This window comes from Odoribacter sp. N54.MGS-14, assembly GCF_000980295.1.
Taxonomy (GTDB): Bacteria; Bacteroidota; Bacteroidia; order Bacteroidales; family Marinifilaceae; genus Odoribacter; species Odoribacter splanchnicus.
Map to the genome: position 1 here is coordinate 40,408 of NZ_LARL01000019.1, position 15,274 is coordinate 55,681.

The following is a 15,274-nucleotide window of genomic DNA, read 5'->3' on the forward strand; positions in this document are numbered from 1 at the left end:
AAAATATGAAACGAATATATATCCTATTGATCGCTGTCTTTTCACTGGGAATGGGAGGATGTAATTATGTCGATGTCGATCCTGTCGGAAAGGTGATTCCGGATGAAGTTTCGGAATATCGGGCCCTTCTGACTACGGCTTATAGTACCTATCCCCAATACCGCCGCTATCTGATGGTACGTTCCGATGAAGTATTTCCGGATTTGTATGGGTTGTCTTACGATAATTACATCGACTTGGCTACTTTGAATGATGAAAATCCGGATCCTTTAACCGAGACTTATCCCTGGACGGCTATGTATAATATGATTTTTTATGCCAATACGGTTATCGAAGGAGTGATGGAGGCCAGGGCGGATGTCACGACGGATTCCCGCGAGCAATTGCTGGCTGAAGCCTATTGTCTCCGGGCTTTTGTTCACTTCGATTTAATCAATCTGTATGCCAAATGGTATGATCCGGCTACTGCGGCAACAGATAAAGCCGTTCCGCTTTCTTTAAAGATCGATATCGGACAGTCGTTTATACCTACTACTGTGGAAAAGGTATATGAACAGGTGTTCGCCGATTTGCAGGAAGCGGAGAAATATATGCAGGTGGAGCAACAGACGGGTGCTTATCTGTACCGGTTTTCGAAGAAAGCGCTGAAAGCCTTCCAGGCCAGGGTATATCTTTATCATCAGGATTGGAAACAGGCTCAGGAGACAGCCGAAAGTCTGCTGGCGGCTTGTCCGCTGGAGGATCTGACGACTACCGAAGCCCAACCTTGGACTTATACGTCGAAAGAAGCGATACTTGCTTTGGAAACGGTATCCAGTACCGTAATGAAAGAAGATATGTACGTATTGGATAATATCAGCGGAAAATTTAATCAGATAAAAGAGGGAGATGAATATGTAGATGCCCGGCTGGGAAATTATTTGGTCGATAAATACGGAACCTGGTATTGTAATAAAGGAGGGAATAAGAATGAGAAGGTCACTTTCCGGAGTGCAGAGCTTTGGCTGATTGCTGCCGAAGCTGCTGCTCACCGCGAAGGACAACTGCCGGCAGCCAAAGAATATCTGTTGACCTTGCTTCAGAAGCGTCTGGCTGAAAGTTATTATAACGAACGGAAAGCAGAGATCGAAACCATGAATCAGGAACAATTGTTGGCCGATATCATGGAGGAAAGGGCCCGGGAACTGGTATTCGAAGGACATCGCTGGTTCGATCTTCGTAGAACAACCCGCCCGGAGGTTATAAAAAACTATATGGATGCCGATTGGAATTCGCTTACGGTTACGATCCGGCAGGACGATCCCAAGTATATTATTCCTTATCCGAAAGAAGCGATTCAGAATAATCCGGAATTGAATAATTAGGGTTGAGTTGAAACGGTAACAACGGATAAAACGGTAACAACAGTAAAAATGGTAAAGAAATACGGTTGTTACCGTTTTTTTTATAAAATAAAAAACTTTGATTTGGCAGGCAAGTCCTTTTTTCGTATTTTCGGGCGATCCTATATTTCAATATGACTGCAATTATTATTGAAGATGAAGCTTTGGCTGCCCGTGAATTGGAAAGTATTCTGAAAAAGTTGGCACCGGAAATAGAAATCGTTGCCCGTCAGGATTCTGTACGGGGAAGTGTACAATGGCTGAAAGAAAATCAGGTAGATTTGATTTTCAGCGATGTTCATTTGGGAGATGGACGTAGTTTCGATATTTTCGGACAAGTAGAGATCAAAGCTCCTGTCATTTTTATTACCGCTTATGATGAATATGCTTTGCAAGCTTTCAAGAGCCAGGGAATAGATTACATCCTGAAACCTTTTGACGAAGAGGAAATACTGCGGGCGTTGGAAAAAGTGCGGAATTGGTTTGCAAAAGAAAAGAAAGCACCCCGGACGGTCCGATTTCAGGAGCGCTTTTTGGTGCAGATCGGAACGAAGATCAAATCCGTACCGGTGGCAGAAGTCGCTTATTTTATGGCCGATGGAAAATACCTGATGTTATATACCCATGAAGGGGGAGGGTATATCCTCGATCAGACGATGGCTGCACTCGAAGAACGCCTGGATCCCCAAATCTTTTTTCGGATCAACCGGAAGTTTATAGTGAGCTTTTCTGCTATCAAAGAAATGATCCGTTATTCCAACAACCGCATAAAAATCGGTTTATCTCCTTTGCCTCCTGAAAATATAGAAGCTATCGTCAGTGCCGACCGCATTCGCGAGTTCCGGGACTGGTTGAACCGCTAAAAGTTATTCAGCGCCACAATAACAGAAAGATCCCGGATGAAAATTCATTATCCGGGATCTTTTTGTTATTGCTGGAAGGGAGATTATTTCCCATTGATTTCGTCCAGAATCTCCTGTATCTGTTCCTGGCAGCCGCCACAACCGGTTCCTGCGTTCGTCACTTCGCCTACTTCTTCAACGGTTTTTAATCCTTTTTCACGAATTGCATTTTCAATTTCTTCTCTGCTTACTTCAAAGCAGTGGCAAATAATTTCACTCATAGTCTTTCCATTTTATTGATTCATATTATTCTTTTATTTGCAAAAATAAAAGAATATCTGCAATGAATGTAAAGATTCCGATCTTATGTTTCTATGAGCCGATAGAGAAAATTTATTCTTTCATTCCTTCATAGAATACTTTCCAAAGCGGATCGTTCAAAGGAGGTTTTGCCGTGATGGTAATCATTTCCTGGCTCACCGGATGTTTGAAAGTGATCGAACGGGCGTGCAAATTGATCCCTCCTCCTTCGTTCGAACGGGGAAAACCATATTTCAGATCTCCTTTGATCGGACAACCGATCTTAGCCAATTGGCACCGGATTTGGTGATGCCGGCCCGTGTAAAGCTTCACTTCGAGCAGGTAATAACGTTGTGAACTTCCGAGTAGTTTGTATTCCAGGGTGGCTTCTTTGGCTCCGGCTTTGGGCTGGTTGTAAGCGTGCGATTTGTTTTTTTCCGGATCACGCATCAGATAGTGGGTGAGTACGGCATGATCCTCGGCCGGCAAATTGCCTACAATAGCCCAATAGATCTTGCTGATCTCCTTTTCGTGTTCCTGGAACATTTTATTCAGCCGGGTGAGGGCTTTACTGGTGCGTGCAAAAATCACTACACCGCTGACAGGACGATCCACCCGGTGGGGGATACCCAGATAAACCTCTCCCGGTTTGTTGTATTTCTTCTTGATATACGCCTTTACTTCTTCGCTCAAAGGGGTATCTCCGGTTTTATCTGCCTGTACAATATCCGAAATTTTCTTATTGACGGCGATGATATGATTATCTTCGTATAAAACTTCTAACATAAATAAAAGATATAAGTTAAAGGCTATAGGCTATAAGCTAGATGCAATAAGCTATAAGCTAAAGGCTATAGGCTAAAAGTAAATAAAAGATAGATAAACATTTTAGCTTTTAGCTTATAGCCTATAACTTTATTAGTATTGTTCTCTCTCATTCGGGAAATCACCGCTTTTTACGTCGGCGATATAATTGCCGACAGCACCGCTGATTTCTGCATATAGGTTATGATAGCGCCGTAAGAAGCGGGGAGAGAATTCCTGATTGATACCGAGCATATCGTGGATGACCAGGACTTGTCCGTCTACACCGCCACCGGCACCGATGCCGATGACGGGGATACTGACTTCTTGGGCGACTCTGGCTGCCAAAGCTGCCGGAATTTTCTCCAGCACGATGGCAAAACAACCTGCTTCTTCCAGGAGATGGGCATCGTGAACCAATTTTTCCGCTTCCTCTTCTTTTTTGGCGCGAATGGCATAGGTCCCGAATTTATGGATGCTCTGGGGGGTAAGTCCAAGATGGCCCATAACCGGAATTCCGGCCGACAGGATACGTTGGATAGATTCGAGAATTTCTTCTCCTCCTTCGAGTTTGATGGCGTCGGCAGCCGTTTCTTTCATGATACGGATGGCTGAGTTTAAGGCCTCTTTGCTATTTCCCTGATAACTACCGAAAGGCATGTCTACAACAACTAATGCCCGTTTTACTCCTCTGACTACCGAAGCGGCATGATAAATCATTTGGTCGAGGGTGATCGGTAAGGTTGTCTCATGGCCTGCCATTACATTGGAAGCCGAGTCGCCGACCAGGATAACATCTATACCTGCCTGATCGACGATACGGGCCATAGAATAGTCATATGAAGTAAGCATACTGATTTTCTCACCCTTGAGTTTCATCTCCGATAAAACATGGGTGGTTACCACTTTTACTGCTGATTGTGTTGACATGATTAATTTGATTTGTGACTTTAGAACTGGGATTTCCGATGGGAAAAGTCATCCGAATCGTCGTCCGTAAATCTGAAATTTATTTAAAGGTTCCGATTATCGTCTGAGAACCGGTCGTTTTTTGTCCCAATTTCACTTCTATTTGGGTACCCAGAGGAAGAAAAAGATCTACCCGCGAACCGAATTTGATAAAACCGGCGTGCTGATCCTGACGGGCCTGTCCTCCGACAGGAGCATAAGAGACAATACGTTTAGCCATAGCCCCTGCAATTTGACGCATCAGGACGGTCTTACCGTTATTACATTCGATAACGATGGTAGTCCGTTCGTTCTCGGTCGAGGATTTGGGTAGATAAGCCGCTGCAAAATTGCCTTTGTGGTATTTGAAATACTTGATCACACCGTTTACGGGAAACCAGTTGATATGTACATTGAAAATGTTCATAAAAATAGAGACTTGAAGACGGCGGTCTTTAAAATATTCCGGTTCTTCGGTTTCTTCAATCACGACGATTTTTCCATCGGCAGGGGCTAAGATCGTGTTGTCGTCTTGTATGATCACCCGGTTCGGAAAACGGAAAAAATTGACGACAAGAAGATACATAACCACCGTAATCCCCAGAATTGTATAGACAATAGAGGTATTATTGATGAAATAAAAAGATGCCAGATTAAGGATAATCAGCACGATTAAAATTTTCAATAACAGGATATATCCAGCTTTATGTATGGTCATATTTTTAACTTTAAATATTTATACGGTATCAGCTCGCAAAGGTATCAATTTTCGATTTAAAAGCTAATATCCCGAACGAATAAATTCGGTTTACTATAGGTCAGCAACCGAATTTAAAGGCGATATATACGAAGATTACAGGCAAAGCATACAAAATCGAATCCAATCGGTCCAATACCCCACCGTGACCTGGCATGATATGTCCCGAATCTTTGATCTCGATGCATCTTTTGAACATCGATTCTACGAGATCACCGAAACTACCGAATACAATGACAATGGCCGAGATAACGGTGGTATCGATATAAGACAAACCTTCGATATGGGGAGCGATAAGCAATCCGCCGACCAGTGTCGTGAGTCCGCCTCCGATGGTTCCTTCCCAGGATTTTTTAGGCGAAATACGGGGAAATAATTTATGCTTTCCGAATTTCGAACCGAATAAATAAGCAAAAGTGTCATTGAACCATACCAATAAGAAAGGAAAGAAGATAATATCCGGTTGCCACCTGCCCGTACACAAGTAGGGGAGGTAAATCAGCAAAGTAAAGGGCAGGGTGAAATAAAACAGAGCATAAATCCCGAAAGCCATATTCTGAAAAGCATGGGTACTCTTCCGGTACAATTCCCAAATCCCCATAAAGAATGTGGCACTGAAGAAAAACAGATAACCTTCTTTATAACCGAAATAGTTATGAATGAACCCTGAAATGAAAAGCAGGCTCCCGCTGAGGATACACATGGTACGGTTGACCCGGATATGAATCACCTCTGCCATATGGCTGAATTCAAGTAATCCGATAATGTTTATAATAAAAAAAAGTGCAAAAAAACAAAATGGATGTATATAAATACATGCTGTTAGTATCACCACAAATAGGAATCCGCTGATTGCCCGTTTACCGAAATTATTCACAATTGACTGATTTTATGATTGCTGCTGCTTTCCCTTTATCTTCTTTCTTAACCATGACTTCGATCGCTCCTATTTTAAAAGAGGAGTCTTTCTGATTCAGAATCACTGCTTCTACGTTGTTATCGTTAAGCAAACTTTTAACCAGCTCTGCCCGGTAGAGCTGGCCGGTTTCGAAAATAACTACCCAATCGTTCATAGCGATTTTATTTCATTTTCGACTGTTTTCTCTTCCTTCGTTTCTTCTTCTTCATCGTCTTTCCAGGGGCGTTTCCCTAAGATGCGTTCCAGATCGTCACTGAAAATAACTTCCCGTTCGAGCAATAACTCTGCAACCTGCCGATGTTGGTCCTGATGAGTTTTAAGTAATTCTTTGGCTCGGTTGTAAGCATTTTCAACCAGTTCTTTTACTTCACTGTCGATCAGTTCTGCGGTCTTTTCCGAATAAGGTTTGGTGAAACTGAAATCGCTTTGACCACTGGAATCGTAATAACTCAGATTACCGATCTTTTCGCTCATACCGAAAATGGTAACCATCGCATAGGCTTGTTTGGTAGCCCGTTCCAGGTCGTTTTGTGCTCCGGTAGAGATTTGACCGAAAGTGAGTTCTTCGGCAGCACGTCCTCCCAATACAGAACACATTTGATCCAGCAGTTGTTCTTTTGTCGTGATCTGACGTTCCTGCGGAAGATACCAGGCTGCTCCTAAAGCTTTACCCCGGGGTACGATAGTCACTTTTAACAGGGGATGGGCGTGTTCGAGCAACCAGGAGACGGTAGCATGGCCGGCTTCGTGATAAGCGATGGCTTTCTTTTCACTTACTTTTATTACTTTACTACGGTTTTCCAGCCCCCCGACAATCCGGTCGATTGCATCCAGAAAATCCTGTTTTTCAACTTCATTTTTGTCTTTACGGGCTGCAATCAAAGCTGCTTCGTTAGCGACATTGGCAATATCGGCTCCCGAGAAACCCGGCGTTTGCTTGGCCAGGAAAGGGATATCCACATCTCCGGCCAGTTTCAACGGTTTCAGGTGCACTTTGAAAATTTCTTCCCGGTCTTTCAATTCCGGCAGGTCGACATAGATTTGGCGGTCGAAACGTCCGGCACGAAGCAAGGCGCTGTCCAGAATGTCCGCCCGGTTGGTTGCAGCCAGAATAATCACCCCCGAATTGGTCTCGAAACCGTCCATCTCGGTCAGTAACTGGTTCAGCGTATTTTCCCGTTCATCGTTCGAGCCCATGTTGGGGTTTTTACCTCTGGCCCGACCGATGGCGTCTATTTCGTCGATAAAGATAATACAAGGCGCTTTTTCTTTGGCTTGTTTAAATAAATCCCGGACACGGGAGGCACCGACACCGACGAACATCTCCACAAAGTCGGAACCCGACATCGAGAAGAAAGGTACGTTGGCTTCGCCGGCCATAGCTTTCGCCATCAGCGTTTTTCCGGTTCCCGGAGGACCTACTAAGAGAGCTCCTTTCGGAATTTTACCCCCCAATTTGGTATATTTATCCGGAGATTTCAGAAAAGAAACGATCTCTTCCACCTCTTGTTTGGCTTCAGCTAATCCCGCTACATCTTTGAAGGTAATCTTGATGTGGGTGTCCTTATCGAACAACTTGGCCTGTGATTTGCCGACATTGAAGACTCCTCCGGGACCTCCGCCCCCTTTACTCATCCGGCGGAAGAAGAAAATCCAGATAAATACCAAAAGAGCGATCGGGAAGAAGATAGAGAAGAGGTTTCCCCAACCGTCGTATTCCTGATCATAGTCGATCTTGATATCCGCTGCTGCCGGAGTCTTTTCCTGGAGCTCGGAAAATTCTTTGGAAAAAGTTTCCAACGGGCCCGGTGAGAAGTAAAACTGAGGACCGGGACTGGAATTTTTGAACCCCTGCGATTTCAATTGGGAGTAATTCTCGATCTTATCGGGCTTCATATATACCTGGGCTTGCCCTTTATTCGTGATGACCGTAATCTTTTCGATATCACCTTTTTCGAGCATTTTAGTCTTGACTTCTTGCCAGGTTGTCCTTACCGGATCGGGATTCATATTGAAAAATTGAAATCCGATAATAATGACTGCCAGTATGATATACATCCAATATCCGTTGAATTTCGGAGCTTTGATATTTTTACCTCCCCCTACTGGAGGAAAATTGAATCCTCCGTCTTTCTTGTTTTCGTTGTTGTCTGCCATTTGGTATGTTCGCAATATTTGTATTCTTTACTGTTTTCAATTTGTTCCGTTTGTCGTATGATAACCGGAATAAGTGAGCATTTCCGGCTCTCCGGCTATTTCGGTGATCTGTGCATCTGCCCAGAAATCTTCCAATTGATAATAGTCGCGCAATTCTTTTTCAAAAATGTGTACGACAATATCCCCATAATCGACGACTACCCATTGTGCTGCATTCAATCCTTCGATATGAAAAGGCCTTTCATCCAGATCTTCTCTCACTTTTTCTTCAACAGCATCGGTTAACCCTGCAATATGCGTGCCGGAAGTTCCATGACATATTACGAAAAAACTACAAAAACAGTTTTCTATTTTTCTTAAATCGATTTTTACAATCCGGTGCGCTTTATTATCTTCCAGCGCTTCAATAATTTTATTTACTACCTGTTCCGTTTTTAACATTTTTGACTATAACTTTTCAGGCTACAAATATATACTATTTATCAACTAAAAACGAAAAACTGTGCCAGAAAACCTTTGTTTCCTTTTTTCAATTTTACTATGTCGTTTTCGGGTTACTGCATATGATGCGAAATTAGAAAAAATCATGAAATATGGATAATTTTGAATCATTCTTTTTATTTTAGCGTTATTTCAGGTGAAAAGAATATTTTTGTATGTTTTTACTTTAGTTACTAAATACTTTAAACGATGAAAATATATCGAATTCCTATGGTGCCGGGACCTGTTTCTGTATCCCGGGAAGTTTTGGAGGCAGGACAGGAGAATTTCGGTTCTGCCGACCTGGAAAAAGAGTATATCGAGCTGTATAAGGCCACTGAAAAATCGCTGCGTAAAATCATGCAGACGAAAAATAGTGTCGTTATACAAACCGGTGAAGGGATGTTGGCGCTTTGGAGTGCTTTGAAGAGTTGTTTGTTGCCGGGGGATAAAGTGTTGGTGTTGTCGACCGGGCTTTTCGGTTACGGTATGGGGGGAATGGCGGAGGCTATCGGTTGTGAGGTAAGGACGGTCGGATTCGGATTCGACGAGACCTTTACCGATTTTGATCTGATTGAAAAGGCCATCCGGGAATTCCAGCCGAAAATGATTACGATGGTACAAAACGAGACGCCGAGCGGGACGATGAATCCCGTGGCTGAAATCGGGGCCTTAAAAGAAAAATATGCCGTACCTTTATTATATGTAGATGCGGTTTCCGGATTAGGGGGCAGCGTAGTCAAAACCGATGAATGGCATATCGACCTCTGTCTGGGGGCTTCGCAGAAATGTTTGTCTGCACCGGCTTCGATGTCTTTTTTGTCGGTGAGCGACCGGGCGTGGGAAATAATCGAAGAAGTGGGATATGTGGGGTACGATGCCCTCTTACCTTTCCGTACAGCGGTAAAAAATGCTTATTTCCCTTATACTCCTTATTGGCAAGGAACTGCACAGTTGAATAAGGCTTGCGAACTGATTCTGGAAGAAGGATTGGGCAAAGTGATCGCACGTCATCAGAAAGTGGCCGGATATTGCAGGGAGCGGATCGTTAAAATGGGATTGAAATTATATCCGGCAATGGATGCTGTACCTTCTCCTACAGTGACGGCAGTCTACGTTCCGCAGAAAATATCCTGGAAGAATCTGGATACACGTTTGCGGGCCGAAGGCCTGGTGGTCGGCGGAAACTACGGATGTCTGGCAGGAGAAGTTTTCCGTATCGGACATATGGGGACTCAGGCCAACCTCAATCTGGTGAAAGAAGCGATGGATATTCTCGAAGGGGTAATCCGGGGAAATTAAGCGTATAACGGCATGATCGAATGGCTGGAGGCACATCAGTTGCCCTGTTTTTTCAGGGAGATTTGGGGGATCCAATGTCCCGGTTGCGGATTTCAGACTGCGCTGTTACTCCTGTTAAAAGGAAATATACAGGCAGCGGTCGTTAGCTGGCCGGGAATAGTTCCCCTTTTCGCATTCGGCCTGTTTCTGATCGGACGTTGTTGTGGGATCAGAAAGATCTCTGCCGGTTTTTTGAAAGGAACCGGATTTTGTTGTGTCGCTACGATTCTCCTCGTTTATGTATTCCGGTTTATAAGAATGGGGCAGGTGATTTGATTTGTATGCTTATTCCTGTAACCTTATCGGCCTGTCGTCGTATCCTAAGCTCGAATTTATTCCTGAGGAACCGATATGAAAAAAATGTTGGCCGGGTTGTTAAAAAATGTCGTTTTTGTTTGTTTGATAATAATTTTAATTTCATATTTGCTTTAATGAACCAGGCGATAAACCGAAGAAGAAATGAGGAGGGAAGGTAAAAACAGGAAACAGAATATAAATTTAATAATCAGTGTATTATGGAAATAATGAATGGAGCGAAAAAGGACCTGCCCAATGCGACGGTCGTATTGGTTTTGGGAATTCTGTCCCTGATATTTTGTTGGTGTTACGGGTTCTTCGGTTTGATATTGGGGATCATTGCCGTAGTCTTGGCCGGGGGACAACGGAAACTGTATTTGCAGTCGCCGGATGAATATACCGAGTCTTCATTCAAGAATGTGAATGCAGGCCGGGTGTGCGGGATTATTTCCATCTGCATTGCGGGGGTTGTGGTCGTGGTATTACTTTTAGTATTAATGGGAATTGTTGCCGGCATAGGTATTGCTAGTTTTGGATTATAAAAACTTAATAATATGGACTACAGATTTGAGATCAGTAAACCAGACAGTAATGATTTTAGGTGTGAAATAGCTATTAACGGTGAGCAGACTTTTCAGCAGTTGCACGATAAATTGGTGGAAACATTGAACTTCGACGGTTCGCAGATGGCCTCCTTTTTTACCTTGGATAAAATGGGAAACCGGGGAAAAGAAATTGCTCTGATGGAAATGTCGGCCGACGATGAAGAAGATAATAATACGCTGGTGATGGATGTTACGACCATTCGTGAAGTGGTGAATGCCAGTTGCATCGAATTGGAATATGTATATGATTTCTTTGCCAATCAGTATCTGAAAGTCGAATATGCCGGGGAATATATCGGGGATTCTGCCGATGTTTTGCCCTTGTGTGTCTATTGCGAAGGAGAATTGCCCCATCAGACGGAATACGATGCCAATGAAGATTGGGCTTTCGATAAAGACGACGACGAATATGACGATAGTTTTATGGAGGAATTCGGTGGTAGCGGACGCCGCAGAAGGGGAGGAGACGACGATGACGAAGATTTTCGCTTCGGTGATGAAGACGACGATTATAGGGACGATAGTTATGGCGACGACGATGGGTATGACGACCGCTATGAAAGTCTGGACGATTATATAGATAAACTATAGTTTTTTTTCAGTTACTTGGTTGCAAAGGTTACAAGGGTCACAAAAATGAATGCGGACACTTGTAACCTTTGTCATGAAAATCAGTCAGGATGAAAACACTACTTGTTTTATTGGGACCGACGGGAGTGGGAAAGACGGATCTCAGTATCGGTATCGCCAAAGCGTTCGGTACGGAAATCATTTCTTGTGATTCCCGGCAGATCTACAAAGAAATGCGGATAGGGACCGCAGTGCCTTCATCCGGTCAATTGGCTGCTGTCCGGCATCATTTTATCCAAATGATCTCGGTGCACGATTATTATAATTCGTGGCAATTCGAAGTGCAGGCTTTGGAGCGGATCCGGGAATTATTTCAGGAGAAGGAAGTGGTCCTGATGACCGGTGGATCGATGCTGTATATCGATGCCGTATGTAAAGGTATAGACGATATTCCGACCATTTCTCCTGAATTGAGAACCGGGCTGATGGAGGTATATGAACGGGAAGGTTTGGAAAGTATCCGGCAGATGCTGAAAGAATTGGATCCTGTATTTTACGGACAGGTCGATCTGAACAACGGAAAACGGGTGCTCCATGCTGTCGAAGTGTGTCGCATGGCCGGTGTACCCTACTCTTCGCTACGGAAAAACACCCCCAAAGACCGGGGATTCCGTATTGTCCGTATCGGCTTGAACCGCGAAAGAGAAGAGTTGTATGCCCGGATCGACCGGCGGGTAGACCTGATGCTGGAGGAAGGACTGGAAGATGAAGCCCGGCGGTTGTGGCCTTTGCGTCATTTGAATGCCTTGAATACCGTAGGTTATAAAGAACTGTTCGATTATTTCGAGGGAAAGACCGATTATGCCGAAGCCGTCCGCCTGATCAAGCGCAACTCCCGGCGGTATGCCCGCAAACAATTGTCCTGGTTCCGGCGCGATGACGATATCCGTTGGTTTCATCCCGACGATTACGAGGGTATCGTAGAGGCGATTCGGTTAATGAAAATAGGGTAGATGTATTGACAGAATTCAATGATATGAATATTTCCCACGAAACAATTTACCGCCGTATTCGCTTGGATGCAAATTGAGAATTGTTTTTTGATTATATTTAAGTCGTTAACTATCAATGGTATATCTATTTTGAATATAATTATTAATTTCATCAATGGGTTGATTTTATATAAAAATAACGTTATTTGTAAAAATCATTTCCCGAACAACCCTTTTCGGACTTTTGGCTGTCTTCTTTTCAGAAATATAGAATAATATTTGTTAAGTATATAAATCAAATAATGAAAAGGGATATACGATATAAATAGATGTCTATATTTATTGGGTTTGTTTAACCATAAAAAGGGGGGAAGACAGGATAAGAAACAGAAATAATGTTGTTTTCATCATGGAAAAGTTAAGTTGTATGGTAATGATTGCCATTATCATTTTGTTATCCGGTTGTCGGACTAAACCATCTGGAGTGTCTCGTTGCATCCATTTCGATTTCACTCAAGAGATGAAGGATGTTCATACAATGGGTTTGTTAAAAGATTGTACTATTGTTCCTTTGGAAACAAACGACTCGGTTCTGATAGGAGAGATTGATAAGGTCATCTTTTACGAAACCCGTCTGTATGTCGCCACCTTTTCTCCTGAGCAAGCGGTTTATATTTTTAACTTACAGGGTAAATTGTTGCATAAAATAAGCAGGAAAGGACGCGGGGCAGAAGAATATTTGCAATTATCCGATATGTTTATCGATTCCCGGAACCGGACCTTGAATTTATTGTCAAGAATAGACGAAAAGCTATTGGTGTTTGATGTGGACGAATACCGCTTGGTAAAGACTATCCGTCTTCCGAAAGCATTTGTTAAAATGGTCTCATTGGAAAACGGCTACATCGGATATATGGGCAACTATTCGCAAGATAAAAACCAACCATACAATTTGTGGGCAATGAATTCCCGGTACGAAATCGAAAGTCAGTATATGAAAATAGACTCCCGCTGGGAAAGTAAAATGGCCAGTATCCATTCGCTTTCCACATACCAGGATTCGTTGTATTATATAGCACCTACAGACTTTAACATTTATCGTTGCCAGGGGAAGGATATGTGTGTTGACCATACGGTACGTTTTGGAAAATTTCATTTGCCAGCGGAACAACTTTCATATGATGAGTACAAAGAATATACACGCAATCCGGATTATATTACAACCATAGAGAAATTCCAGGAAACTCCGGATTTCTATATTTATTGGGTGCTGGCAGCCGGTCAGAATCGCTTGTGCCTGTATAATAAGAACAATCGGGAGTCTCAGGTTTGTGAACTAACGGCTTATACCGGAAAGTATTTTATTTCCTTTGGGCGTATGATTGACATCACTTCGGATTATATAATAACCTCTGTCAGTGCCTCGGATATGTGTACGTATTTGAAAGGAGGAAATGAATATGTCAATTTTGAAGAGAAGTATCCCAAACAGATACAACGGATGAGAGAAGAATTTTCCGGCATACAGGAAGATAGCAATCCTTGTATTGTGATTTATTCATTTTGAGCAATTTTCTGGTGTTATGTATGAAACATTACCCCCGTCCCTTTGTTTTCGGAGGAGGAACTGCTTGGTGCCCTCAAGGGGCGCATCTTCTACAATCCGCTCGTGACCGGCTACGAGATAAAGGACAGGTTCATCGCGGGGAACGTGATAGAGAAGGCGGAACGCATCGAGGCATGGATCGACGGCAACCCCGAAAGTGAGCGGTTGCCGGAAGTAAGGCAGTCGTTGGAGGCTCTGAAAGAAGCCGAGCCGGAGAAAATCCCGTTCGAGGACCTCGACTTCAACTTCGGGGAACGCTGGATTCCCACGGGCGTGTACGCCGCCTACATGAGCCGCCTTTTCGACACGGAGGTCAAGATAGCCTACTCCGCAAGTCTGGACGAATTCTCGGTGGCGTGCGGCTGCCGCACCATGAAAATCACGGACGAGTTTTTAGTGAAGGGCTATTACCGGAACTATGACGGGATGCACCTGCTGAAACACGCCCTGCACAACACCTGCCCGGATATGATGAAGTTCATCGGTAAGGACGAGCATGGCAACGACATCAAGGTACGCGACAGCGAGGGCATACAGCTCGCCAACGCCAAGATTGACGAGATACGAAACGGGTTCTCCGAATGGCTGGAAGAGCAGTCGCCGCAGTTCAAGGAACGGCTTACAACGATGTACAACCGCAAGTTCAACTGCTACCCAGAGGCAGAAAATCCAATCGGCTGCTCATCGCCGAATATTCGCTCCATAGTTTTGTGGCGCTTGCTTTCGCTTCCTCGTACCGGAGTTCAAGCGGTTTGAGGTGTTCCCTGAAAAGGGTTTCAAAGTCCGCCACCTGCAACGGTGTCCTGTCGAGTGAGAGGAATTTGTTCGTTTCCGAAAGAAGGGAAGAGGAAAAGTCCAGAAGTTGTCCAGGGTTCTCCTTTACCAGACAGGCAGCCTCCTTGACAAGAAGGTTCGTGTCGTTGAAATCCTGATAGAACAGGGACGGCGGCAAGACCTGTTCAAAAGACAAGACACCTTGTCCGTAAGTGGCAAGAAGTGTGTTCACTTCGTGCAACCGTTGGGAGATATTCGATAGCATACCGTCCATAATCATAGAAACATTGTCATATATACGGGAAGATACAAGACATCGCCGTCCTTGCGCATATCTTTCGTGTAAACCAGATATTTGTTCCTTATCCGGGAAGAGAACTTGCCGCAAAAGGCATCCAGCGATGTATGCGCCTTATAACCGGATGACTTGACTTCGACGGGGCTTACCTTGTCACCATCCGCAATCAGAAAGTCCACCTCATAGTTATGCTTGCCGCTGC

Annotated in this window: 17 protein-coding genes and 2 pseudogenes; 9 read left to right on the top strand and 10 right to left on the bottom strand. The window is 43.9% G+C overall.

Annotation, left to right across the window (positions count from 1 at the left end):
* Positions 1-5: 5 nt before the first annotated feature.
* Together WS42_RS06075 and WS42_RS06080 are read left to right on the top strand one after the other, a co-directional pair.
* A complete protein-coding gene (locus WS42_RS06075) occupies positions 6-1,364 on the top strand; it encodes a RagB/SusD family nutrient uptake outer membrane protein (RefSeq protein WP_013610814.1) in 1,359 nt (452 codons plus the stop codon).
* A gap of 152 nt (positions 1,365-1,516) precedes the next feature.
* Positions 1,517-2,245, top strand: coding sequence for a LytR/AlgR family response regulator transcription factor (locus WS42_RS06080; protein WP_013610815.1), 729 nt, complete (start codon positions 1,517-1,519; stop codon positions 2,243-2,245).
* Positions 2,246-2,328: 83 nt separating this feature from the next.
* Here the strand turns inward: WS42_RS06080 and WS42_RS06085 are convergent, their stop codons facing one another.
* The 8 genes from WS42_RS06085 to rsfS all read right to left on the bottom strand — a co-directional run bounded on the left by WS42_RS06085 (position 2,329) and on the right by rsfS (position 8,550).
* Positions 2,329-2,505, bottom strand: coding sequence for a (2Fe-2S)-binding protein (locus WS42_RS06085; protein ID WP_022160722.1), 177 nt, complete (start codon positions 2,503-2,505; stop codon positions 2,329-2,331).
* A 112-nt stretch (positions 2,506-2,617) separates the two neighbouring features.
* Positions 2,618-3,310, bottom strand: a complete 693-nt coding sequence (locus tag WS42_RS06090; protein ID WP_022160721.1) for an RluA family pseudouridine synthase — start codon at positions 3,308-3,310, stop codon at positions 2,618-2,620.
* A gap of 132 nt (positions 3,311-3,442) precedes the next feature.
* Positions 3,443-4,258 carry a 3-methyl-2-oxobutanoate hydroxymethyltransferase gene (gene panB, locus WS42_RS06095; RefSeq protein ID WP_022160720.1) on the bottom strand — a complete coding sequence of 272 codons (816 nt, stop codon included), beginning with the start codon at positions 4,256-4,258 and terminating at the stop codon, positions 3,443-3,445.
* Positions 4,259-4,337: 79 nt separating this feature from the next.
* The gene (locus tag WS42_RS06100; protein WP_022160719.1) at positions 4,338-4,994 is read right to left on the bottom strand and encodes a phosphatidylserine decarboxylase family protein; all 657 of its coding nucleotides are present in this window, start codon (positions 4,992-4,994) and stop codon (positions 4,338-4,340) included.
* A gap of 100 nt (positions 4,995-5,094) precedes the next feature.
* Positions 5,095-5,910, bottom strand: coding sequence for a phosphatidate cytidylyltransferase (locus tag WS42_RS06105; protein WP_013610838.1), 816 nt, complete (start codon positions 5,908-5,910; stop codon positions 5,095-5,097).
* Positions 5,903-6,106 (bottom strand): putative signal transducing protein, encoded by a 204-nt coding sequence (locus tag WS42_RS06110; RefSeq protein WP_013610839.1) that lies wholly within the window; start codon positions 6,104-6,106, stop codon positions 5,903-5,905. The genes WS42_RS06105 and WS42_RS06110 overlap by 8 nt, the downstream gene beginning before the upstream one ends.
* A complete protein-coding gene (gene ftsH, locus WS42_RS06115) occupies positions 6,103-8,010 on the bottom strand; it encodes an ATP-dependent zinc metalloprotease FtsH (RefSeq protein ID WP_228026222.1) in 1,908 nt (635 codons plus the stop codon). The genes WS42_RS06110 and ftsH overlap by 4 nt, the downstream gene beginning before the upstream one ends.
* Positions 8,011-8,145: 135 nt before the next feature.
* Complete coding sequence (gene rsfS / locus WS42_RS06120; protein ID WP_013610841.1) at positions 8,146-8,550, bottom strand: ribosome silencing factor; 405 nt, start codon at positions 8,548-8,550, stop codon at positions 8,146-8,148.
* Positions 8,551-8,799: 249 nt separating this feature from the next.
* Here rsfS and WS42_RS06125 point away from each other — a divergent pair, with 249 nt between their 5' ends.
* From WS42_RS06125 to WS42_RS06155, 7 genes and pseudogenes are all read left to right on the top strand, one after another.
* Positions 8,800-9,891 (top strand): pyridoxal-phosphate-dependent aminotransferase family protein, encoded by a 1,092-nt coding sequence (locus WS42_RS06125; RefSeq protein ID WP_022160718.1) that lies wholly within the window; start codon positions 8,800-8,802, stop codon positions 9,889-9,891.
* A gap of 12 nt (positions 9,892-9,903) precedes the next feature.
* Positions 9,904-10,206 carry a DUF2752 domain-containing protein gene (locus WS42_RS06130; protein ID WP_013610843.1) on the top strand — a complete coding sequence of 101 codons (303 nt, stop codon included), beginning with the start codon at positions 9,904-9,906 and terminating at the stop codon, positions 10,204-10,206.
* A gap of 239 nt (positions 10,207-10,445) precedes the next feature.
* Positions 10,446-10,769, top strand: coding sequence for a CCC motif membrane protein (locus WS42_RS06135; RefSeq protein WP_013610844.1), 324 nt, complete (start codon positions 10,446-10,448; stop codon positions 10,767-10,769).
* Between the two features lie 12 nt (positions 10,770-10,781).
* Positions 10,782-11,423 carry an IS1096 element passenger TnpR family protein gene (locus tag WS42_RS06140; RefSeq protein ID WP_013610845.1) on the top strand — a complete coding sequence of 214 codons (642 nt, stop codon included), beginning with the start codon at positions 10,782-10,784 and terminating at the stop codon, positions 11,421-11,423.
* A gap of 89 nt (positions 11,424-11,512) precedes the next feature.
* Positions 11,513-12,415, top strand: coding sequence for a tRNA (adenosine(37)-N6)-dimethylallyltransferase MiaA (gene miaA / locus WS42_RS06145; protein ID WP_022160717.1), 903 nt, complete (start codon positions 11,513-11,515; stop codon positions 12,413-12,415).
* 388 nt (positions 12,416-12,803) lie between these two features.
* On the top strand, positions 12,804-13,961 hold the full coding sequence (locus WS42_RS06150) for a DUF4934 domain-containing protein (RefSeq protein WP_087383063.1): 1,158 nt from the start codon (positions 12,804-12,806) through the stop codon (positions 13,959-13,961).
* A 54-nt stretch (positions 13,962-14,015) separates the two neighbouring features.
* Positions 14,016-14,654: pseudogene (locus WS42_RS06155) on the top strand (DUF8437 domain-containing protein); the annotation flags it as partial.
* Here WS42_RS06155 and WS42_RS15380 read toward each other — a convergent pair.
* Both WS42_RS15380 and WS42_RS06160 read right to left on the bottom strand, forming a co-directional pair.
* Positions 14,650-15,054: pseudogene (locus WS42_RS15380) on the bottom strand (hypothetical protein); the annotation flags it as partial. The pseudogenes WS42_RS06155 and WS42_RS15380 sit on opposite strands and share 5 nt — an antisense overlap.
* Positions 15,051-15,274: DUF4143 domain-containing protein (locus WS42_RS06160; RefSeq protein WP_046450860.1), on the bottom strand; the 224-nt coding region annotated here is incomplete at its 5' end. The pseudogene WS42_RS15380 and the gene WS42_RS06160, both read right to left, overlap by 4 nt.

What these genes read in the sequence shown, in the direction of transcription:
- WS42_RS06150 (WP_087383063.1), top strand. Translation starts at nt 12,804, where the DNA reads ATGGAAAAGTTAAGTTGTATGGTAATGATTGCCATTATCATTTTGTTA.
- WS42_RS06130 (WP_013610843.1), top strand. Translation starts at nt 9,904, where the DNA reads ATGATCGAATGGCTGGAGGCACATCAGTTGCCCTGTTTTTTCAGGGAG.
- ftsH (WP_228026222.1), bottom strand. Translation starts at nt 8,010, where the DNA reads ATGTATATCATACTGGCAGTCATTATTATCGGATTTCAATTTTTCAAT.
- panB (WP_022160720.1), bottom strand. Translation starts at nt 4,258, where the DNA reads ATGTCAACACAATCAGCAGTAAAAGTGGTAACCACCCATGTTTTATCG.
- rsfS (WP_013610841.1), bottom strand. Translation starts at nt 8,550, where the DNA reads ATGTTAAAAACGGAACAGGTAGTAAATAAAATTATTGAAGCGCTGGAA.
- WS42_RS06140 (WP_013610845.1), top strand. Translation starts at nt 10,782, where the DNA reads ATGGACTACAGATTTGAGATCAGTAAACCAGACAGTAATGATTTTAGG.
- WS42_RS06085 (WP_022160722.1), bottom strand. Translation starts at nt 2,505, where the DNA reads ATGAGTGAAATTATTTGCCACTGCTTTGAAGTAAGCAGAGAAGAAATT.
- miaA (WP_022160717.1), top strand. Translation starts at nt 11,513, where the DNA reads ATGAAAACACTACTTGTTTTATTGGGACCGACGGGAGTGGGAAAGACG.
- WS42_RS06090 (WP_022160721.1), bottom strand. Translation starts at nt 3,310, where the DNA reads ATGTTAGAAGTTTTATACGAAGATAATCATATCATCGCCGTCAATAAG.
- WS42_RS06110 (WP_013610839.1), bottom strand. Translation starts at nt 6,106, where the DNA reads ATGAACGATTGGGTAGTTATTTTCGAAACCGGCCAGCTCTACCGGGCA.
- WS42_RS06075 (WP_013610814.1), top strand. Translation starts at nt 6, where the DNA reads ATGAAACGAATATATATCCTATTGATCGCTGTCTTTTCACTGGGAATG.
- WS42_RS06080 (WP_013610815.1), top strand. Translation starts at nt 1,517, where the DNA reads ATGACTGCAATTATTATTGAAGATGAAGCTTTGGCTGCCCGTGAATTG.
- WS42_RS06135 (WP_013610844.1), top strand. Translation starts at nt 10,446, where the DNA reads ATGGAAATAATGAATGGAGCGAAAAAGGACCTGCCCAATGCGACGGTC.
- WS42_RS06100 (WP_022160719.1), bottom strand. Translation starts at nt 4,994, where the DNA reads ATGACCATACATAAAGCTGGATATATCCTGTTATTGAAAATTTTAATC.
- WS42_RS06125 (WP_022160718.1), top strand. Translation starts at nt 8,800, where the DNA reads ATGAAAATATATCGAATTCCTATGGTGCCGGGACCTGTTTCTGTATCC.